The 20,022-nt window shown below is 64.7% G+C and carries 19 protein-coding genes; 7 read left to right on the top strand and 12 right to left on the bottom strand.

Annotated features, from left to right (window positions below):
• Positions 1–81: 81 nt before the first annotated feature.
• From C7G42_RS06570 to C7G42_RS06540, 7 genes are all read right to left on the bottom strand, one after another.
• Positions 82–1,479, bottom strand: a complete 1,398-nt coding sequence (locus C7G42_RS06570; RefSeq protein ID WP_106948178.1) for an NAD(P)(+) transhydrogenase (Re/Si-specific) subunit beta — start codon at positions 1,477–1,479, stop codon at positions 82–84.
• Between the two features lie 42 nt (positions 1,480–1,521).
• Positions 1,522–1,839 (bottom strand): proton-translocating transhydrogenase family protein, encoded by a 318-nt coding sequence (locus C7G42_RS06565; RefSeq protein ID WP_018453812.1) that lies wholly within the window; start codon positions 1,837–1,839, stop codon positions 1,522–1,524.
• Positions 1,840–1,850: 11 nt separating this feature from the next.
• The gene (locus C7G42_RS06560; protein ID WP_106948177.1) at positions 1,851–2,978 is read right to left on the bottom strand and encodes a Re/Si-specific NAD(P)(+) transhydrogenase subunit alpha; all 1,128 of its coding nucleotides are present in this window, start codon (positions 2,976–2,978) and stop codon (positions 1,851–1,853) included.
• A 140-nt stretch (positions 2,979–3,118) separates the two neighbouring features.
• Entirely contained in the window at positions 3,119–3,271 is a 153-nt protein-coding gene (locus C7G42_RS06555) for an aa3-type cytochrome c oxidase subunit IV (protein ID WP_106948176.1), read from the bottom strand.
• Positions 3,272–3,368: 97 nt separating this feature from the next.
• On the bottom strand, positions 3,369–3,764 hold the full coding sequence (locus tag C7G42_RS06550; protein WP_106948175.1) for a type II toxin-antitoxin system death-on-curing family toxin: 396 nt from the start codon (positions 3,762–3,764) through the stop codon (positions 3,369–3,371).
• Between the two features lie 12 nt (positions 3,765–3,776).
• Positions 3,777–4,001 carry an AbrB/MazE/SpoVT family DNA-binding domain-containing protein gene (locus tag C7G42_RS06545; protein ID WP_018641564.1) on the bottom strand — a complete coding sequence of 75 codons (225 nt, stop codon included), beginning with the start codon at positions 3,999–4,001 and terminating at the stop codon, positions 3,777–3,779.
• 107 nt (positions 4,002–4,108) lie between these two features.
• The gene (locus tag C7G42_RS06540; RefSeq protein ID WP_106948174.1) at positions 4,109–6,052 is read right to left on the bottom strand and encodes a M3 family oligoendopeptidase; all 1,944 of its coding nucleotides are present in this window, start codon (positions 6,050–6,052) and stop codon (positions 4,109–4,111) included.
• A 127-nt stretch (positions 6,053–6,179) separates the two neighbouring features.
• On the opposite strand from C7G42_RS06540, the gene C7G42_RS06535 reads away from it, so the two are divergent.
• The 3 genes from C7G42_RS06535 to mepK all read left to right on the top strand — a co-directional run bounded on the left by C7G42_RS06535 (position 6,180) and on the right by mepK (position 12,084).
• The gene (locus C7G42_RS06535) at positions 6,180–7,676 is read left to right on the top strand and encodes a sigma-54-dependent transcriptional regulator (protein ID WP_106948173.1); all 1,497 of its coding nucleotides are present in this window, start codon (positions 6,180–6,182) and stop codon (positions 7,674–7,676) included.
• A gap of 347 nt (positions 7,677–8,023) precedes the next feature.
• The gene (locus C7G42_RS06530) at positions 8,024–10,189 is read left to right on the top strand and encodes a L,D-transpeptidase family protein (protein ID WP_106948172.1); all 2,166 of its coding nucleotides are present in this window, start codon (positions 8,024–8,026) and stop codon (positions 10,187–10,189) included.
• Positions 10,190–10,458: 269 nt separating this feature from the next.
• Positions 10,459–12,084 (top strand): peptidoglycan L,D-endopeptidase MepK, encoded by a 1,626-nt coding sequence (gene mepK / locus C7G42_RS06525; protein WP_106948171.1) that lies wholly within the window; start codon positions 10,459–10,461, stop codon positions 12,082–12,084.
• A 105-nt stretch (positions 12,085–12,189) separates the two neighbouring features.
• Here mepK and C7G42_RS06520 read toward each other — a convergent pair whose 3' ends face one another.
• From C7G42_RS06520 to C7G42_RS06510, 3 genes are all read right to left on the bottom strand, one after another.
• A complete protein-coding gene (locus C7G42_RS06520; RefSeq protein WP_106948170.1) occupies positions 12,190–12,627 on the bottom strand; it encodes a DUF1801 domain-containing protein in 438 nt (145 codons plus the stop codon).
• A 147-nt stretch (positions 12,628–12,774) separates the two neighbouring features.
• Positions 12,775–13,047 carry a DUF2312 domain-containing protein gene (locus C7G42_RS06515; RefSeq protein WP_008136868.1) on the bottom strand — a complete coding sequence of 91 codons (273 nt, stop codon included), beginning with the start codon at positions 13,045–13,047 and terminating at the stop codon, positions 12,775–12,777.
• A 196-nt stretch (positions 13,048–13,243) separates the two neighbouring features.
• The gene (locus C7G42_RS06510) at positions 13,244–13,561 is read right to left on the bottom strand and encodes a DUF1244 domain-containing protein (protein ID WP_106948169.1); all 318 of its coding nucleotides are present in this window, start codon (positions 13,559–13,561) and stop codon (positions 13,244–13,246) included.
• Between the two features lie 164 nt (positions 13,562–13,725).
• On the opposite strand from C7G42_RS06510, the gene C7G42_RS06505 reads away from it, so the two are divergent.
• Together C7G42_RS06505 and pyk are read left to right on the top strand one after the other, a co-directional pair.
• On the top strand, positions 13,726–14,325 hold the full coding sequence (locus C7G42_RS06505) for a DUF1036 domain-containing protein (protein ID WP_106948168.1): 600 nt from the start codon (positions 13,726–13,728) through the stop codon (positions 14,323–14,325).
• The gene (gene pyk / locus C7G42_RS06500) at positions 14,322–15,758 is read left to right on the top strand and encodes a pyruvate kinase (protein ID WP_106948167.1); all 1,437 of its coding nucleotides are present in this window, start codon (positions 14,322–14,324) and stop codon (positions 15,756–15,758) included. Before C7G42_RS06505 ends, pyk begins: the two co-directional genes overlap by 4 nt.
• Before the next feature lie 150 nt (positions 15,759–15,908).
• Here the strand turns inward: pyk and C7G42_RS06495 are convergent, their stop codons facing one another.
• Positions 15,909–16,589 (bottom strand): TetR/AcrR family transcriptional regulator, encoded by a 681-nt coding sequence (locus C7G42_RS06495; RefSeq protein ID WP_106948877.1) that lies wholly within the window; start codon positions 16,587–16,589, stop codon positions 15,909–15,911.
• 267 nt (positions 16,590–16,856) lie between these two features.
• Here C7G42_RS06495 and C7G42_RS06490 point away from each other — a divergent pair, with 267 nt between their 5' ends.
• Positions 16,857–17,840 (top strand): phosphatase PAP2 family protein, encoded by a 984-nt coding sequence (locus C7G42_RS06490; protein WP_106948166.1) that lies wholly within the window; start codon positions 16,857–16,859, stop codon positions 17,838–17,840.
• A 94-nt stretch (positions 17,841–17,934) separates the two neighbouring features.
• Here the strand turns inward: C7G42_RS06490 and C7G42_RS06485 are convergent, their stop codons facing one another.
• Positions 17,935–18,099: a Flp family type IVb pilin gene (locus tag C7G42_RS06485; RefSeq protein ID WP_094976876.1), complete on the bottom strand. Its 165-nt coding sequence runs from the start codon at positions 18,097–18,099 to the stop codon at positions 17,935–17,937.
• 407 nt (positions 18,100–18,506) lie between these two features.
• Here C7G42_RS06485 and C7G42_RS06480 point away from each other — a divergent pair, with 407 nt between their 5' ends.
• Complete coding sequence (locus C7G42_RS06480) at positions 18,507–19,997, top strand: hypothetical protein (protein WP_106948165.1); 1,491 nt, start codon at positions 18,507–18,509, stop codon at positions 19,995–19,997.
• Positions 19,998–20,022: the final 25 nt, after the last annotated feature.

Genomic DNA, 20,022 nt, shown 5'->3' with positions numbered 1-20,022 from the left:
GCTCGCGCGTCGCCTTGAGCGGCATGGGATGAGACCGGTGCCATTCCTTGTTGATGGCCACCGGTCGGTTTCCTTCGCGTGCTACATCGCCTTGACGATGTTCTCGGTGACCTTCTTGGCGTCGCCGAGCAGCATCATGGTGTTGTCGCGGTAGAACAGCGGATTGTCGATGCCGGCATAGCCGGAGGCAAGCGAGCGCTTGATGAACATCACGGTGCCGGCCTTCCAGACCTGCAGCACGGGCATGCCGTAGATCGGCGAAGTCTTGTCCTCTTCGGCCGCCGGATTGGTGACGTCGTTGGCGCCGATCACGAACGCGATGTCGGCCTGGGCGAACTCCGAGTTGATGTCCTCGAGCTCGAACACCTCGTCGTAGGGAACGTTGGCTTCGGCCAGCAGCACGTTCATGTGGCCGGGCATGCGGCCGGCGACCGGGTGAATGGCGTATTTCACCTCGACGCCTTCCTTCTTCAGGATGTCGCCCATCTCGCGCAGCGCGTGCTGGGCCTGCGCCACCGCCATGCCGTAGCCGGGCACGATGATGACCTTCTGGGCATTCTTCATGATGAAGGCTGCGTCGTCGGCCGAGCCGAGCTTGGCGGGCTTCTGCTCGCCGCCGCCACCGCCGGCCGCCGCGGTCTCGCCGCCGAAGCCGCCGAGGATGACCGAGATGAAGGACCGGTTCATCGCGTGGCACATGATGTAGGACAGGATCGCACCGGACGATCCGACCAGCGCGCCCGTGATGATCAGCGCGGAATTGCCGAGCGTGAAGCCGATGCCGGCCGCAGCCCAGCCGGAATAGGAGTTCAGCATCGAGATCACGACCGGCATGTCGGCGCCGCCGATCGGGATGATCATGAGTACGCCGAGCGCCAGCGCGATGATGACGATCAGCCAGAAGTCGAGCGCGCTGCCCGACATCACCAACCCGACGATGAAGACGACGAGCGCGATCGCCAGCGCGATGTTGATGACGTGGCGGAACGGCAGGATGATCGGCGCGCCGCTCATGCGCGCGGACAGCTTCAGGAACGCGATCACCGAGCCGGTGAAGGTCAGCGCGCCGATGGCGACGCCGAGCGACATCTCGACCAGGCTCTGCGGATGGATGTTGCCGGGAGTGCCGATGTCGAAGGCTTCGGGCGCGTAGAACGCGCCGGCGGCCACCAGCACCGCGGCCATGCCGACCAGCGAGTGGAAGGCGGCGACTAGTTCAGGCATCGAGGTCATCGGCACGCGGCGCGCGATGACCGCGCCGACCGAGCCACCAATAGCGATGCCGAGAATGACCAGCACCCAGGCGAGACCATCGGCCGGCGGATGGCTTGCCAGCGTGGTGGCGACCGCGATCGCCATGCCGATCATGCCGAAGAAATTACCCTGGCGCGACGTCGCCGGGCTGGACAACCCGCGCAGCGACAGGATGAACAGCACACCCGCCACAAGATAAAGAACTGCTGCCAGATTGGCGTTCATCTCAGGTCCCCTTTGTCTTCGTCACCCCGAGGTGCACGCCGGTCACTTTACCTTCTTCTTGTACATCGCCAGCATGCGCTGGGTGACAAGGAAGCCGCCGAAGATGTTCACGCAGGCGAAGATCAGCGCGATGAAGCCGAAGCCACGCGCCCATCCCGAACCGCTCGAGATCATACCGACGCCTACGGCGAGCAGCGCGCCGACCACGATCACCGAGGAGATCGCGTTGGTCACGCTCATCAGCGGGGTATGCAGTGCCGGGGTCACCGACCACACCACGAAATAGCCGACGAAGACGGCGAGGACGAAGATCGAAAGCCGGAAGACGAAGGGGTCGACGACCTGTGCAACATGCTCCATGGCGGCTCTCCTTAAACCTTCGGCTGGAAGTTCGGGTGGATCACGGCGCCGTCCCTGGTCAGCGCGGTCGCCTTGACGAGCTCGTCGTCCCAGTTCACGGCGAGCTTCTTCTCCTTCTTGTCGACCATGGTCTCGATGAAGGAGAACAGGTTGCGCGCGTAGAGGCTCGACGCCGACGCGGCGACGCGGCCAGCGACATTGGTGTAGCCGACGATCTTGATGCCATCGAGGTCGACGACCTCGCCCGGCCTGGCGCCCTCGACATTGCCGCCACGCTCGACGGCGAGATCGACCAGCACCGAGCCCGGCTTCATCGACTTGACCATCTCGCCGGAGACGAGCTTCGGCGCAGGCCGGCCCGGGATCAACGCGGTGGTGATCACGATGTCCTGCTTCTTGATGTGCTCGGCGGTCAGCGCGGCCTGCTTGGCCTGGTATTCCTTGGACATTTCCTTGGCGTAGCCGCCGGCGGTCTGCGCGTTCTTGAACTCCTCGTCCTCGACGGCGAGGAATTTCGCGCCGAGCGATTCGACCTGCTCCTTCGTGGCGGGACGCACGTCGGTCGCGGTGACGATGGCGCCGAGACGGCGCGCGGTCGCGATCGCCTGGAGGCCGGCGACGCCGACGCCCATCACGAACACTTTTGCGGCAGGCACGGTGCCTGCCGCGGTCATCATCATCGGGAAGGCGCGGCCGAACGCCTCGGCGCCTTCGATCACGGCGCGGTAGCCGGCGAGGTTCGCCTGCGAGGACAGCACGTCCATCACCTGCGCGCGGGTGATGCGCGGCATCAGCTCCATCGCGAAGGCGGAGACGCCGGCATCGGCGATCGTCTTCAGCGCGGCCTCGTTGCCGTAGGGATCCATGATCGCGATGACGAGCGCACCGCGCTTGTATTGCGCGAGTTCGGAGGCCTCAGGGCGCTTCACCTTGATGATGATGTCGGCATCCTTCAGCGCATCTGCGCTGACGGTGGCGCCGGCGGCCGTGAATTCGGAATCCGGAAGACCCGATTTGATGCCGGCGCCCGGCTCGACGGCGATCTCGGCGCCCAACGCCTTGAACTTCTTCACCGTATCGGGCGAAGCGGCAACGCGCGGCTCCGACGGATCGATTTCCTTGGCAACGGCGATCTTCATAGGCCCTCCGGCGACGCGGACAAAAACGCGCACGCGAACTTAGCGTTACTCCCGCAACGTTTCGATACCGGTTTTGGAACCGGCTTGTATGCAAATTTTATGAGCAGCCGCCGGCGCTGGCGGATGCAACCGTCGATGGATCAGGTCAGGAAGACCGCCATTAGGATCACGATGAGCGCGACCGAGATCGTGCCGTACTTCACCAGCTTGATGAAGCCCTCATAGGTCTGCTCGTGGGCAATGTAGTCGTTGCCGTCGGCGGTGGTGTAGGCCACTTCGCTATGGTCAGCCATGGAATGTCCCCAGTCGAAAGTCGAATTCTGGGGCTGGGATACCTGAAACCTGCGAGCAGGGCAACGGCAGGCAAGCGCGGTTTTCCCGCAAATCAGGTCATTTGGAATCCCAATTGTCGCGGATCCAGCGCGTCAGGCTCTTCTCGCTGACTTCGCCGGCGGCGAGCGAGCGGATGATAGTCGTTGCTTCTGCGGGATCCGGACTAAAAGCCACGCCGTTCTTGTGGAGGAAGACCATCATCGCCATGAAGTCGATGCGCTTGTTTCCATCGACGAATGCATGGTTTTTCGCGAGGCCAAATGCGTAAGCGGAAGCGAGTTCGGCCATCGGCGCCTGCTCATAGCGCCATTTGTTGACCGGCCGTTTCAGCGCCGAGCGCAACATGCCTTCGTCGCGCAATCCCGGCGCACCACCGAAGCGCCGGAGTTGGCGACCATGAATCACGACGGCCTGCTCGTAGGTGATCCAGAGCGGCTCCTGAAGTTCGCTCATGCGCGCAGCCGGCTATTTTGCGAGTGCAGCGAGCGTGTCGCGATATTTGTCCATCACCTCGTCGGCGATTTCCATCGTCCTCTCGAAGTCGGGGTCGTAAGGCAACAATTGAAAACCACCGCCGGGTAATTCCACGATGTGCAATTGCTGTCCGCGCTTGAGATCGAGCCGCTGCATCAGCTCGCGCGGCAGCAGCAAACCATCGGAATTGCCGATCTTCTTGATCTCGATCTTCATGGCTGTCCCGTCATCCAGTGCGTTATACATGTGTATAACATCTGAAACGACGGAAGTTCAACACATGTTTTACGCGGCTTTCGTGGCGATCGAGACAAACCCCCGCCTCAGCCCATCGCCTCCAACTCGTCGATCATGCCTGCGATGACCGAGAGCCCGCCGTCCCAGAACTTCGGGTCCTTGGCATCGAGCCCGAACGGCCGCAGCAGCTCGGAATAATGCTTGGTGCCGCCGGCGGCGAGCATGTCGAGATAACGCTCGGCAAAGCCCTCGGCCGCGTTCTCGTAGACCGCATAGAGCGAGTTCACGAGGCAGTCGCCGAACGCATAGGCGTAGACGTAGAACGGCGAGTGGATGAAGTGCGGGATGTACATCCAATAGCTCTCGTAGCCCGCCTTGATCTCGATCGCCGGACCGAGGCTCTCGCCTTGCACCGACAGCCAGATTTCGCCGAGCCGCGTCGCGGTGAGCTCGCCGTTCTTGCGCTCGGTGTGGACCGCGCGCTCGAACGAATAGAACGCGATCTGCCGCACCACGGTGTTGATCATGTCCTCGACCTTGCCTGCGAGCAGCGCCTGGCGCTGCTTTGCGCTCTTGGTCTGCGTCAGCAGCCGCCGGAAGGTCAGCATCTCGCCGAACACACTGGCGGTCTCGGCCAGCGTCAGCGGCGTCGGCGCCATCAGCGCCCCGTTCTTTGCCGCCAGCACCTGGTGCACGCCATGGCCGAGTTCGTGGGCGAGCGTCATCACGTCGCGCGGCTTGCCCTGGTAGTTCATCAGCACATAGGGGTGCGCCGACGGCGTGGTCGGATGCGAGAACGCACCCGGCGCCTTGCCCGGCCGCACCGGCGCGTCGATCCATCGATCGGTGAAGAAGCGCTCGGCGATATCCGCCATTTTGGGCGAGAAGCCGCGATAGGCCGTCAGCACCATGTTGCGTGCATCGGGCCAGCCGATCACATCGGTCGCGGCAAAGGGCAGCGGCGCGTTGCGATCCCAATATGCGATCTTCTTCTTGCCGAACCACTTCGCTTTGAGCGCGTAATAGCGATGCGACAGTTTCGGATAGGCCGCGCGCACGGAGGCGACCAGCGCATCCACCACCTCGCGCTCGACGCGATTACTCAGATGCCGGGAATCCGCGACGTCCCTGAAGCCGCGCCAGTTGTCGGAGATGTCCTTGTCCTTGGCGAGCGTATTGGTGATCAGCGCAAAGATGCGCTCATTGGCCTTGAAGGTTTTCGCCAACGCTTCGGCGGCGGCCTTGCGCTTGGCGCCGTCGCGGTCCTGCATGAGGTTGAGCGTCGGCTCGATCGCGAGCTCTTTCGTGCCAACCTTGAAGCGCAGGCCGGAGATGGTCTGGTCGAACAACCGATTGAAGGCGGAGTAGCCGGTCTGCGCCTTCTCCAGAAAAAGCTGCTCGAGCTTGTCGTCAAGCTGATACGGCTTCTCCTTACGCAGATCCTCGATCCAGGGACGGTAGTGCGCCAGCTCCGGGGCTTGCATCGCACGGCTCAAAATATCGTCATCGATACGGTTGAGTTCGAGCGCGAAGAACAGGAGATGCGTGGACGCCCCGGTCAACCGCTCGGAGACATCGCCGTAAAACTTTGAAATCTTGGGGTCTACGCTGTCGCCGGCGTGGACGAGTCCGGCGTAGGAACCGAGCCGGCCTGCGAGATCGTCGATTGCCTCATAGCGTCGCACCGCTCCCGCGAGCCATTTTCCGCCATCTTCGTTTGCTGTCCCTGTCTCCAGCTTGCCCTTGTAGTCGGTCTCGAATGCGACGCAGTCGGCATCCATCTTTTCGAGATCGCGCGCCACTTCCGGCGCATCGATCCCGGAATAGAGATCGGCGAGGTTCCACTCCGGAAGCTTGCTGGTCTTGCTCGCAGCCTTCGCGGGTGACGGCTTCGCAGATGACGGCTTGGCGAGTGACGGTTTGGAGGATTTGGCCTTGGCAGCAGATTTCGGATTGCGAAGCGCGGGCTTGCCGGAAGCGAACTTCTTGAGAGCGGAGGTTTTGAGAGCAGGCTTGGAGCGCGAATTCATTGTGTGGGAAACCTGTGTTCAACAATCGCAGCGGCGGGCGGGGGCATCAAGGTTTAAGAGTGCGTTAATCGGCTTCGGCCAGAGTGCCCCGATTCGAGACAGATAGTAGTAGCGTGCGGGGAACACCATGGCTGCCAGTATTTTGATCGCCGACGACGATGCCGTGGCCCGCCGGCTGGTCGAGAACATGGTGCAGAAATGCGGCTATGAAACGGTCGTCGTGGACTCCGGTGACGCCGCGATCGCCGCCCTCACCGCCCCCGATGCGCCGGCCATCGATGCCGTCATCCTCGATCTCGTGATGCCCGGCCTCGACGGCATGGGCGTGCTGGCGAAAATCCGCGAAGCGGGCCTCGGCGTCCCCGTCATCGTGCAGACCGCCCATGGCGGCATCGACAACGTGATCTCGGCGATGCGCGCCGGTGCGGCCGATTTCGTGGTCAAGCCTGTCGGTGTGGAACGGCTCCAGGTCTCCTTGCGCAACGCGCTCAACGCCTCCGCGCTCAAGGGCGAATTGCAGCGCATCCGGCACAGCCGCGAGGGCCGGCTGACCTTCTCCGACATCATCACCCGCGCCGAGGCGATGGCCGGCGTGATGCGCGCCGCGCAGAAGGCGGCGAACTCCTCCATACCCGTTCTGATCGAAGGCGAGTCCGGCGTCGGCAAGGAGATGTTCGCGCGCGCCATCCATGGCAGCGGCGAGCGCAAGGCAAAGCCGTTCGTCGCGGTCAATTGCGGCGCGATCCCCGACAACCTCGTCGAGTCCATTCTGTTCGGCCATGAAAAGGGTGCCTTCACCGGTGCCACCGAGCGGCACATGGGCAAGTTCGTCGAAGCCCATGGCGGCACGCTGTTCCTGGACGAAGTCAGCGAGCTGCCGCTGGCCGCGCAGGTCAAGCTGCTGCGCGCGCTCCAGGAAGGTGCGGTCGAGGCGGTCGGCGGCCGCAAGCCCGTCAAGGTCGACGTCCGCATCGTCTCGGCAACCAATCGCCGGCTGCTGGAGCGGGTGAAACAGGGACACTTCCGGGAAGACCTGTTCTATCGCCTACACGTGCTGCCGCTGACGATCCCCTCGCTCAGGAGCCGGCGCGAGGACATTCCGCATCTGCTCCGGCATTTCCTGGCGCGCTTTGCCGCCGAGGAGAACCGCCAGATCACCGGCATCAGCGGCGAGGCCATGGCCCATCTCGCCCAGCTCGATTGGCCCGGCAACATCCGCCAGCTCGAGAACGCGGTCTACCGTGCGGTGGTGATGAGCGAGGGCGACCAGCTCGGCCTCAGTGATTTTCCTCTGCTCGCCTCGCAGGCGCATCCCGCAACCGAGATTCCCACCGCCCCACTGATGCTGGAGCCGGCCGCGGCCCCTTCGATGGTATCAGGTAATGAAATACCGATCGCGCCGCTTCCGACCGTGGGAACTCTCGCCCTGCTCACCGCGACCGGTGACGTCCGCTCGCTGGAGGACATGGAGAACGAGATCATCCGCTTCGCGATCTCGCACTACCGCGGCCAGATGTCCGAGGTGGCCCGCCGCCTCAAAATCGGCCGGTCCACCCTGTACCGCAAACTCGACGAGGCCGGCGTTCCCGGACATGGCGGGAAAAGCGATCAGGAGACGCATTGAGCCTCATGCGAACGGAGGTTCGCAGGACGATATGCGACCGGCTGTAAGCCGTTCGCAGGACGACAGAATTCGGTTGCGGCTTGAACCGTGACTTGGAAGTGACAGACACAGGGAAAAGCGCGTCGGGCAAGCGCACAATCCGTTGCCAAGAGGCTCCCTTGAAGTCAGTTTGGCGTGAGTTGTCCCGGTTAGCGCTGGCTGCAAAACCGGGCCCTGTATATCGTCTGCGTAGGAATCGTTGCGTGCAGGCGTGCAACTTTCGAGAGGCCGGCGCGGTTTAGCCGAAGCTCAATAGGCGACAACAAAGCTGTTCCACGAGGGACAGTTCACCCGAGGGGTGCGACACAATGCGTGACTGTTTGAACCACCGTGCAGGCTTCGATCGTGTCTTGATGACGGTCGCGGCAACCTTCCTCACGGTGTCCGCCGGCTCGGCCCTGGCCCAGGATCAGGCGCGCAGCAGCGCCGCCGAGCTCGCAATCGAAGCCGCGATCCCGCGCCCCGAGCCGGCCAACGTCCCGCCCCCGACTGCGTCGGATATCAAGCTCGACACCACCGCCACGGTTCAGGACTCCGCCAAGGAGCCAGCGAAAGAGCCCGTAAGGGCCGATGTCGCGCCGGCCCCGGCCCCCGAGAAGGTCGAAACCAAGCCGTCCGACGTCGCCACCAAGCCCGCACCTGCGGCGCCGAACAGCGAAACCGCGAAGTCCGAGCCCGCATCCGCCACGCCGGCTGCGCCTGCGGCACCCGCCACGGCCGCGGCTCCTGCCGCTGAGCCCGTGAAGGCCGCAAGCAACGTTCCCGCCGCCGACCAGCCGGTCGCCGACAAGCTCAAGGACATCATCGGCGCCAAGACCTCGCGCCATTTCGATCGCAAGAACGAGCGCGCCGCCGTCGAAAAGTTCTATGGCGCACGCGACTTCGCGCCGGTCTGGACCCAAGGCGGCAGCCTGACCGCTGCGGCCAAGGGCGTCATCGCGCGGCTGAAGGACGCGGCGTCCGACGGACTCAATCCCGCCGACTATGCGGTGCCCGACTTCGCCAGCGCCACCACGCCCGATGCGCTGGCCGATGCCGAGCTCAAGCTCACCGCCAGCATGTTCGACTATGCGCGCCAGGCCCAGAGCGGCCGCATGCACTGGTCGCAGGTCAGCGGCGACATCCTCTATCCCGAACATCCGGTCGACCCGAACGAGGTGCTCGCCAAGATCACGACAGCGACCGACGCCTCTGCGGCGCTGGACAGCTACAACCCGCCGCACAAGCTCTACAAGGAGCTGAAGGCCAAGCTCGCGGAGCTTCGCGGTCAAGGCAACGGCCCGGTGATCGAGATCGCCGACGGTCCGGCGCTGAAATATACCCCGGCCCACAAGAAGCAGGCTGAGATCGTCGTGGAAGATCCGCGCGTGCCGCAGCTCCGCGCCAAGCTCGGCCTCGCCGAGAACGCCAGCGACACCCGCTATGATGCAGCGCTCGCCGACGCCGTGCGCAAATTCCAGAGCGGCGCCGAGATGAAGGCGACCGGCATCCTCGACGACAAGACGGTCAAGGCGCTCAACACCCCGAAGCGCGACAAGCAGATCGACGTGGTGCTGGTGAACATGGAGCGCTGGCGCTGGCTGCCGCGCGACCTCGGCGTGCCCTCGCTGGGCGATGCCTATGTCATCCTCAACATTCCCGACTACACTCTGAAGGTCATGCAGCGCGGCCAGCAGGTCTGGACCACACGCGTGGTCACCGGCAAGCCGGGAACGCATGCGACCCCGCTGCTCACCGAGACGATGAAGTACATCACGGTCAACCCGACCTGGAACGTGCCGCCGTCGATCGTCTACAACGAATATCTGCCGGCGCTTCAGCAGGACCCGACCGTGCTCCAGCGCATGGGTCTCAAGCTCGAGCAGAACCGCGACGGCTCCGTGCACATCTCCCAGCCGCCCGGCGAAGCCAACGCACTCGGCCGCATCCGCTTCAACTTCCCGAACAAGTTCCTGGTCTATCAGCACGACACACCGGACAAGAACCTGTTCTCACGGGACGAACGCGCCTTCAGCCATGGCTGCATGCGCGTGCAGAACCCGGATCAGTACGCCTCCGTTCTGCTCGGCATCGCGCTGCCGAACGAGAAGTACACGCCGGAGCGCATCCGCAGCATGTACGGCAAGAGCGAGATCGACTTGAAATTTCCAACCCCGATCCCGGTCAACATCACCTATCAGACCGCCTTCGTGGACGACGCCGGCAAGCTGCAGTTCCGCAAGGACGTCTATGGCCGCGACGCGACCATGATCAACATCCTGAAGAACAACCGCGGCAAGGATCTCGAAGCCGTCGTTGCGCACTCGCAGCCGAGCTATTCGCGCCCGGCGACGACCCTGCCCTCCGGCGTTGCGGTGGCCAATAATGGCGGCTCGTCCGGCCCGAACTTCTTCGAGCGGCTGTTCGGGGCGCCGACACCCCCGCCGGCTCCGGTCGGCCGCCGGCCTCAGCAGCAGCGGGTGTTCACCCGGTAAGCCTGCGGGGCCCTGGTTTTCTGAATTCCGCAACGAAATCAACGGCCCCATCCCATGGATGGGGCCGTTTAACGTTAACCATTGTCCACCTCGCTCGGGGCAGCGGGCGTTTTTTTGCCACACTCACCCGGTTAGGTCAGTATTCTGGCTTGGTTTGGGGGCGGGAAGGTCAACCTCGAATTAACCTTCTCGCTTTAAGAAAGCGTTCACCCTCTTTCGCGCGCTAACGGGGTTGGCGGAAGAGTCCATTTTGAACGCTGGTCGACTGGGTGGGCTCTCACGTGCTGACTAGTCTCGCACGCCGATTTACTGTGCTGTCGTTGTCCCACGCGGGCATGAAGGCCGGATCCCGGATCGGCCTCGCTGGCGTATTGCTGCTTGCTGCCGCGGGTTCGGTCCATAACGCCGCCGCGCTGAGCGAAACCAAGACGCTCTCCTTCCACCACACCCATTCCGGCGAAGACCTGACCGTCACCTTCAAGCGCGAGGGCCGCTACGACGAGGCGGCGCTGAAGCAGCTCAATCACTTCCTGCGCGACTGGCGCACCCAGGACGAGACGGTCATGGACCGTCACCTCTTCGACATCCTCTGGGACGTCTACCGCGACGTCGACGCCAAGCAGCCGATCCAGATCATCTCCTCCTACCGCTCCCCCGCCACCAACGCCATGCTCCGCCGCCGCTCCTCCGGGGTGGCACGCGCCAGCCAGCACATGCTGGGACATGCGATGGACTTCTACATTCCGGGCGTGCCGCTGGAGCAGATCCGTTTCGCCGGCCTGCGCCTGCAGCGCGGCGGCGTCGGCTTCTATCCGACCTCCGGATCGCCCTTCGTGCATCTGGACACCGGCAGTGTCCGGCACTGGCCGCGCATGACGCATGACCAGCTCGCCCGCGTCTTCCCGGACGGCAAGACGGTGCATCTGCCGACCGACGGCGTGCCGCTGAAGGGCTATGAGCTCGCCAAGGCCGAGATCGAGCGGCGCGGCAATGCCGACGATTCCGGCAGCAAGCCGAATTTCTTCGCCGCCTTGTTCAAGGGCAAGCCGGCCCCGGCCGCCAGCAGCGACGAGGATGACGAGGGCGCGCCCGCCCCGACCGTCAAGCCGGCAGCCGCGCCGACCGTGGTCGCAGCCGCAGCCAAGCCCGCCGAGCCGGTGCCGACGCCGCGCGCCAAGCCGCAGATCGCCGCCACGATCCAGCTCGCCTCGGCCGACGCGCAACTCGTTGCGCCGCCCAAGCCGAAGCCCGCGGCCGTGGCTGACAAGCCGGCCCCCAAATCTGCGGACGGCAAGCCGGAGACCCCGGCCGACATCATCAATGCCCGCGGCTTCTGGGATGATGTCCCGGCCGCGCCGCAGCAGGCGACGCCGGCGCAAATCGCGGCTCTGAAGGCGCGCCAAGCGCTCGCCTCTGCCACCGATCCGCAGGCAACCGCGAGCCTGCCCAACGCCGCCCTTCAGGCGCTGGCTTACGCACCGGCCGCCTCCCCGGTCGACCGCGCCAACGTCGTCGCCGCCTCGGCGCCGATCCCGCGCTCGGCCCGTCCCACATCGCGCAGCGTCGCTCAGGCCACCGAAATCAACACGGTGGTCGGCAAGAACGTCGACGGCGCGGTCGCGACCGCTACCCGCCTCTCCGCCGCCAAGAGCGAGAGCATCTGGCTCAAGATCGTGATGCTGTCCCCGAGCGCCAGCCGCGCGATGTCGGTCACGCTGTTGGGCGAGCTCGATACGGCCGCGCTGCGCGGCTATTTCGTCAAGCCGCAGGCCGTGATCGCGATGGGCTTCGCCGACGACCCGATGCACGGCCTGTCCTGCGACAGTTTTTCGGGCAGCGCGACCGCGAAGCTCCAGACGACGTCGTTCGTCATGCGCACGGCCGCGTTGCGCTGAGACGCCGAGCTCCCTCCGCGAATTCGTCTGGTAGCCCGGACGAGCGCGTAGACATCCGGGACAGTTGTGCGCGCTGACATCCGGATATCGCTTCGCTCATCCGGATTACAATTGCGCCGATTTCGCCTTCGTTCCCCGCCGGCCCAGATGATACGTCAGCGCCAACGACAGGCAGACGGATAATTCCCGCTTCGGCAGCCTGCCCGCCACCGGCAACAACACCGCCCGCGTCTGCCGGTACTCGAAACGATCGGGAAAGCGTTCGCGGAAGCTATCGATCAGCGTCGTCTGGCAATTGAACAGGATGGCAGCGTGTGCGGAGCCCTTGACGCGGCCGAGCCGGATCGTCGAGCCGCTGCCGGTCTCGTCGGTCAGATAAGCCGGCTCGCCCCATTTCAGAGTCTCGGTGAGCCGGCCGACCTCGTCATGCGCCGCGGCGGTCGCGAAGATGAGCGCGCGCACCTGAAGCAGCCGCTTGCCGATCGGTACGGGAAGAGCGCCGAAGGCGCGGCTTACCTCGCGCGGCGGCGGTGGCGCGGTCATTCACGTCTCCGTTCACGAACGAAACACGCGCAATTTGTAGCCCGGATGGAGCGCAAGCGTCATCCGGGAACGCGTCCCCACAGCAAGAACCCGGATTTCGCTATCGCTCCATCCGGGCTACGGCAGTGATGATCGAAGCGACGCGCCTCAGATCATGCCGAGCGCCTGCATGTAGGTCTCGAGAATGGTCTCGGCCTCGGCGCGCTCGTTGGGATCCTGCTTGCGCATGCGCACGATGGTGCGCAGCGCCTTGACGTCGTAGCCGTTGCCCTTGCTCTCGGCATAGACGTCGCGGATGTCGTCGGAGATCGCCTTCTTCTCTTCCTCCAGCCGCTCGATGCGCTCGATGATGGACTTGAGCTGGTCCTTGGCAAATTTCGTCGCGGGCTCGTCGTCGCGGACGGCGGCGGAGGTGGCCATCTAGGTACTCCCAATGGAACTGGCAAAACGAGGTGACGCCGGCATCCCTCACCGCGCGTGCTGGTAGACCCTTAGGGTCCGTACCGACTGCGTTCAAGGCAGCATCGCGCTCGTCCACAGCGCGCCCACACCTTCCTGCGGCGAGGCCGAGAAAGCTGTTGTGTGATGCGACTCAGGCGTGGCTTCGCAGGACCGCTTAGTGCCCGTGGCCGTGGCCGTGGGGGTGGACCTTCTTCATCGTATCAAGCTGCTCGGGCGTAGCTGAGCCCTGGTATTTCGACTTCCAGGTCTCATAGGGCATGCCGTAGACGGCCTCCCGGCTCTCGTCCTTGCTCAAGGCGACGCCTTGCGCGTCGGCGGCCTCCTTGAGCCAATTGGACAGGCAGTTGCGGCAAAAACCCGCCAGATTCATGAGGTCGATGTTCTGGACGTCGGACCGCGTCTTCAGATGTTCGACCAGATGCCGGAAAGCGGCCGCCTCGAGCTCCGTTCTGGTTTTGTCGTCGATTGCCATGGCTATATCCCTTGGGCCTGCCCCGGTGCTGGTCACCCTTACGGGATCAGGTGGGTCCTGTCACAGATTTTGCCATATCCCGGCGCAAACGGACCCGAACCCCTCGAGGCAGTTCCTCGTCCCCTACGCCAAATCGTCAATGATCTGATATAGCTTCCGCGACAATGATCGCCGAATCTCCCCGCTCCCCGCTTCGCCTGCTCGCCCGGTTGGTCCCGGTGCTGGTGGTTGCTTTGCTGTGCCTTTACGCCACCCCGGCCTCCGCCGATTTCCGTCTCTGCAACAACACCTCGAGCCGGGTCGGCATTGCGCTCGGCTACAAGGATGCCGAGGGCTGGACCACCGAAGGCTGGTGGAACATCTCGTCCCGCTCCTGCGAGACCCTGCTGCGGGGAACGTTGGTCGCCCGTTACTATTACATCTACGCGATCGACTACGACCGCGGCGGCGAGTGGTCGGGGCAGGCTTTCATGTGCTCGCGCGACAAGGAGTTCACCATCCGCGGCACCGAGGATTGCCTCGCGCGGGGCTACGACCGGACCGGCTATTTCGAGGTCGACACCGGCGAGCAGCGGGCCTGGACGGTGCAGCTCACCGACGCCAACGAGCAGCCGTCGCAGCAGCAGCGTGTGCCCGGCCTGCCGGGCCCGGTTGGCCCGGGTGGCGGGGTTCCGGGTTTGCCCAATGGCCCGCCCGGTGGTACGCCCCCCGCCGCGCCTGGCCTCCCGCCAGCTCCCCCGCCACCGTCTGGAAGTAAGCCATGAGGCGTCTTCGCCGTATCAAGATTCTCGCGACGCTCGGACCGGCCTCTTCAGACCTCGCGATGATCCGCCGCCTGTTCGAAGCCGGCGCCGACCTGTTTCGCATCAACATGAGCCACACGCCGCATGACAAGATGCGGGAGCTGGTGGCGACGATACGCAACGTCGAGAGCAGCTATGGGCGGCCGATCGGTATCCTGGTCGACCTCCAGGGCCCGAAGCTGAGGCTCGGCGCCTTCGCCGAAGGCTCGGTGCAGCTGCAGAACGGCCAGACCTTCACGCTGGATTCCGATAAGACCCCCGGCGATTCCACGCGTGTCCATCTTCCGCATCCGGAAATCCTGGCCGCGCTGCGGCCCGGCCACGCGCTGCTGCTCGACGACGGCAAGGTGCGGCTGATCGCGGAGGAGACCTCGAAAGAGCACGCGGTGACGCGCGTGGTGGTCGGCGGCCGGATGTCCGATCGCAAGGGCGTCAGCCTTCCCGATACGGACCTCGCGGTCTCGGCCATGACGCCGAAGGATCGCGCCGACCTGGAGGCCGCACTGGTGACCGGCGTCGACTGGATCGCGCTGTCCTTCGTGCAGCGCGCCGACGACGTCATCGAAGCCAAGAAGATGATCCGCGGCCGCGCCGCTGTCATGGCCAAGATCGAGAAGCCGCAGGCAATCGACCGTCTTGCCGACATCCTCGAAGCCTCCGACGCGCTGATGGTGGCGCGCGGCGATCTCGGCGTCGAATTGCCGCTCGAGCGCGTGCCGAGCCTGCAGAAGCAGATGACGCGGATGGCGCGCCGTGCCGGCAAGCCGGTGGTGATCGCAACCCAGATGCTGGAGTCGATGATCCAGTCGCCGGTGCCGACCCGCGCTGAAGTCTCCGACGTCGCCACGGCGGTCTATGAGGGCGCCGACGCCATCATGCTGTCGGCGGAATCGGCGGCCGGCAAATTTCCGGTCGAGGCGGTCTCGACCATGAACCGCATCGGCGAGGAGGTCGAGCGCGACCCGATTTATCGTTCCGTGCTCACCGCGCAGCGCCCCGCGCCAGAATCCACCGCAGGCGACGCCATTGCCGACGCCGCGCGGCAGATCGCCGAGACGCTCGACCTTCCGGCCTTGATCTGCTGGACCTCATCGGGCTCGACAGCGGTGCGGGTGGCGCGCGAGCGGCCGAAGCCGCCGATCGTGGCGATCACGCCGAACATCACCGCCGGCCGCCGGCTCGCGGTGGTGTGGGGCGTGCATTGCGTGGTGGCGGAGGACGCGCGCGATCAGGACGACATGGTCAGCCGCGCCGGCCAGATCGCGTTCCGGGACGGCTTCGTCCGCGCCGGCCAGCGCGTCATCATCGTCGCCGGCGTGCCGCTCGGCATCCCCGGCACCACCAACATGGTGCGCATCGCCTCGGTCGGCCCCGAGGGCGACGCGAACATGTAGGCCCCGCCAGGGCACGCCAAACTAAAAGTCGAAAAACAACCCCATGCACAGTAGCCGGAGGGTTCGGCGAGCCTGCTGCGATTTTGCGAAAAAGCTCGCTCGGTCAACGACCTGAGCGCCTCAGGCCGGCCACTCGTTCGCAAGGCGATTTTACGCCCCAACCAGCGCCTTTGCGGTCGGCAGCAGCGTCTGCTGCACCACGAGACCCCTGGCGCGGGCGTCCATGACGCCGACCGCACGCAGCGCCAGCAGGGTCACGGTCTGCACTGCGTCGCGCATCTTGACGGGATCGTCGAGATTGTCGGGCGCGAGTGGCCCGACCAGGGCTTCATGCAGCGCGCCGAGCAAGGCGGTGGCGGCGAGCGCGGTGTCCTGCGCCGGCAGGTGACCGGCGCGCACCGCAGCGTCGATCCGGGCAGCCATCTCGCCCGCGATCTCGCGCCGGCTGGCCACGCGCGAGGCACTGACATCGACATCGACGGGTTCGGCCAGAATGCCCCAGGCCAGCCGCCGCTGCGACAGGGTGTGGACCGCTACGGTCGTCACGGCCGCTGCCAGCGCCGAGGACGGCCCCGGCGCGGCATCGGCAGCCCGGCGGATCGCGGCGAGCTCGTCGCGGGAAACCTCGGCAATGAGTTCGGAGATCAGCTCGGCCTTGGAGGGGAAGTAGCGGTAGACTGTGCCCGCCGCGACATTGGCCCGGACCGCGACCGGTGCGATCTGCACGGCCGCCATACCGCCTTCAGCCGCAGTCTCCCGTGCCGCCGTCAAGATTGCACTGCGCCGCGCCGCAAGGCGCTTCACCACTTGATGCGTCCGCCGATAAACCATGGCGCGCTTCCTGTCCCACACGCCGCCGCACGCCCTGCGGCTAAACGCTTCGCCACTCAATTCGATGCAAATCGCCCCGCAAGGACTGAACAACTATTCAGGAGGGATGACAAGATGGGAAATGCTTGGAGCGTCGGCCCAGAGAGGCCGCGATTTAAACACTAAAAATAACAGGCAGTGGTTGTAAGTCCGATAACCACACTTCTTACCGGGATCTTAAAGCCGGTCCGTAACTGTACGGGGGCAATGCAATTCCCTCAGTGCACGATGCTCGACACGGACGCCCGGACCGCCTGGCAGCTTTTCCACCTCAACTGGTTTCCGATGCTCGGGATGGGGACGCTGCTGGCGCTCGGCCTTGCCTCGACCGGGCTGAGGCTCGAGCCGGTCGCCTACGGCGTGACCATGGCGATCGCCACGGTGCTGCTCGCGGTTGCCTATGGCCACCGGATCGTCAAAGGCGAGCTTGCGGATCCGAAGCTGGTGTTTTCACTCGGCACCATCGGACAAGTCATTCTCACCTGCGCGATCGTCGGACCATTGAGTTACGTCGCGGGCAAGCTGAACTGGCCGCTCGAGGACCATGCGCTGCTGGCGATCGACCGGGCGTTGGGCCTCGATCCGGAACCGATCGCGCGCTACGTCAACGATCATCCCTGGCTCGCGATCTGCATGGCGCGCGCCTACGCACTGATCAAGTTTCCGCTGCTCGGCATTCCCGTCGTGCTGGCGCTGACGGGGCGCTATGTGCGGCTGCAATTGTTCATGCTCGCGATGAGCCTCGCGCTCGCGGTCACCATCACGATCTCCGCCGTGGTGCCCGCGATCGGCACCTATTACGCACTGAATCTGCCGGCCGCGCATTTGCCCGAGATCGACACCACGGTCTATGCCGGACAACTGCGCGACATCCTCGCGCTTCGGGACGGCAGCCTGCAACAGCTGCGGCTGTTCTCGCTCTCCGGCATCGTCTCTTTTCCGAGCTTTCACGCGGCATCGGCCGTGCTGTACATGTGGGCGCTGTGGCCGGTGCGGTGGCTCGGCGGCATCGCGGCTGCGCTCAGTTTGTCGATGATCGCGGCGACGCCGGTGATCGGCGCGCATTACGTCATCGACGTCGCGGCCGGTGTCGCGCTCGCAGCAGCCTCGATCTGGGCCGCGAAATTCTACTTTGGCTGCAGGAGCGCGCCGCGCGCGTCGGCCGCAACCACGCCGTCAACCGGGCTGGCCACCCTCGCCCAGGAACACTGACTGATTGAACTGACGGCCGAACTGCCCAAGCTTCGCCCAAAAGAAAAGAGCCCCGTCAGGACGGGGCTCTCGAAAATCTCTGGTTCGTCCAGTCTTACTTGAGGCTGGTCGAGATCGCGGTGAACTTGGTGTTCAGCGTGGTGCCGAGGTTGTTGACGACGGTGATGATCGCCAGCGCGATGCCGGCAGCGATCAGGCCGTATTCAATGGCGGTGGCGCCGGATTCATCCTTCAGGAAACGCGCAACGAGGTTCTTCATAGAGTGCTCCAAATGAGTACACGAGGCTACAACTGATCTGGTCTTTCCGGCTTCCCAGCGCCGCCCGACCATGGAACCGAACGTAGAGGCAAAGAATTGCGCCGCAGTTAATTCGACTGCGTAAACACCAAGCGGTTTGCGTGTATTCGTCGATGGTAAATCGAAATCTAAAACAATCCGTTAAATTGTCGGGACATGAAGCCGGCGTGACCGGCCAGTTTACCCGAAGTTATGATCGCCCGTGGTCCAATGCCGCTCGCCCGGACTGACGCGCGACGCGATGAATCATTCATCGCGCTTCAGGTGATTGTTCGAGCATGATCCTCCCGGAAACCGCGCCGCACATTGCGCCAACTCCGGCTCCGGACCGTGCCCGACCGACAAGAACAACAGGACGACGAGGCGGCATGTCCCTTTCCCTTGCCAACAGCATCGCGGCGCAGAGCCGCGCGCGAGCGCTGGTGCCGCTGTGCGTCGGCGCCGGCGTCTATCTGTTCTTCCTCTACCTCGGCGACACCCGGCTCCAGGACTCCGACACGTTCTGGCAGGTCAAGATCGGGCAGTGGATCCTCGACCACCACGCCATGCCCACCACCGACTTCTATTCCTTCACGCGCACGGGCGCGCCATGGATGTCGACGTCGTGGCTGTCGCAGGTCCTGTTCGCCTGGTCCCATGCGCAATTGGACTGGGCAGGCCCCGTCATCCTCACCGCGGTCGCGGTCGCGATCACGGTCGCGATCTTCGTCTATCTGCTCGACGCGCAGATCGAGGCCCCACGCGCAGTGCTGTTCGCGATGCTGGCGCTGCTGCTGTCGACCCATCACGTGCTGGCGCGTCCGCATATCCTGGCGCTGCCGGTCATGGTGGCGTGGGTCGGCGTGCTGATGGCGGCTGCCGACCGCAAGAGCGCGCCGTCCTGGTATTGGCTGCCGTTGATGGCGCTCTGGGCCAATTTGCATGGCGGCTTCGTGCTGGGCCTCGCGCTGATCGGCCCGATCTCGCTCGAGGCCGTCGAGCATGCCGAGAAGGGACGACGTCTTGCCCTGTTCATGCGCTGGGTATTGTTCGGAATCGGCGCGCTGGTCGCGAGTTGCCTCACGCCGTATGGCTGGCGGACGCTGCTGGGCGCGACCAACATCCTCGGCCTCGGCGAGCTGCTGTCGCTGATCTTCGAATGGATGCCTGCGAACTTCTCCACCTTCACGGCGTTCGAAGGCGCCCTGCTCGGCTTGATCGCATTCGGCTATTATCGCGGCCTGGTGCTGTCGGCGCCCCGGATCTTCCTGATCCTGTTCCTGACCTGGAGCGCGCTGACCCATGTCAGGAGCATCGAGGCATTTGCGTTCCTGGTGCCGCTGGTGCTGGCAAAGCCGCTCGGCGAGATGTTCCCGCGCCCGGCGCCTGACGCCGCCAATGCGGGGCGCTGGCCGGCCCGCACTGTCACCGCGCTTGGCGCGCTGATGATCGTGGCGGCGAGCTGGACCTCGACGTCGCTCTACATGGGGCACCACCGCTTCGCCTTCACGACGACGCATACGCCGGTTGCGGCCGTCGATCTGCTCGAGCAACGCAAGGTGCAGCGCATCTTCAATGCCTACCAGTTCGGCGGCTATCTGATCTCGCGCAACATTCCGGTCTTCGTCGACGGCCGTGCCGAGCTCTATGGCGAGAAATTCGTCATGGATTTCTTCAAGGCGACGGAAGGCAAGAAGCCCGAGCTGCTGCCTCGCCTGCTCGACGAGTACAAGATCGACGCGACGCTCCTGGTTGCCGATGCGCCGGGCCCGCAGATCCTCGACCAGCTCAAGGGCTGGAAGCGGATCTATACGGACGACATCGCCGTGATCCATGTGCGAGACCATGCCGACAGCGCGCCCGCGACGCCCTTGAAGTGAGCACCCACGTGAGGGCACGCACGCG

The organism is Bradyrhizobium sp. MOS003, assembly GCF_003020125.1.
GTDB lineage: Bacteria > Pseudomonadota > Alphaproteobacteria > Rhizobiales > Xanthobacteraceae > Bradyrhizobium.
This window is presented reverse-complemented; position numbering and strand designations above follow the sequence as displayed.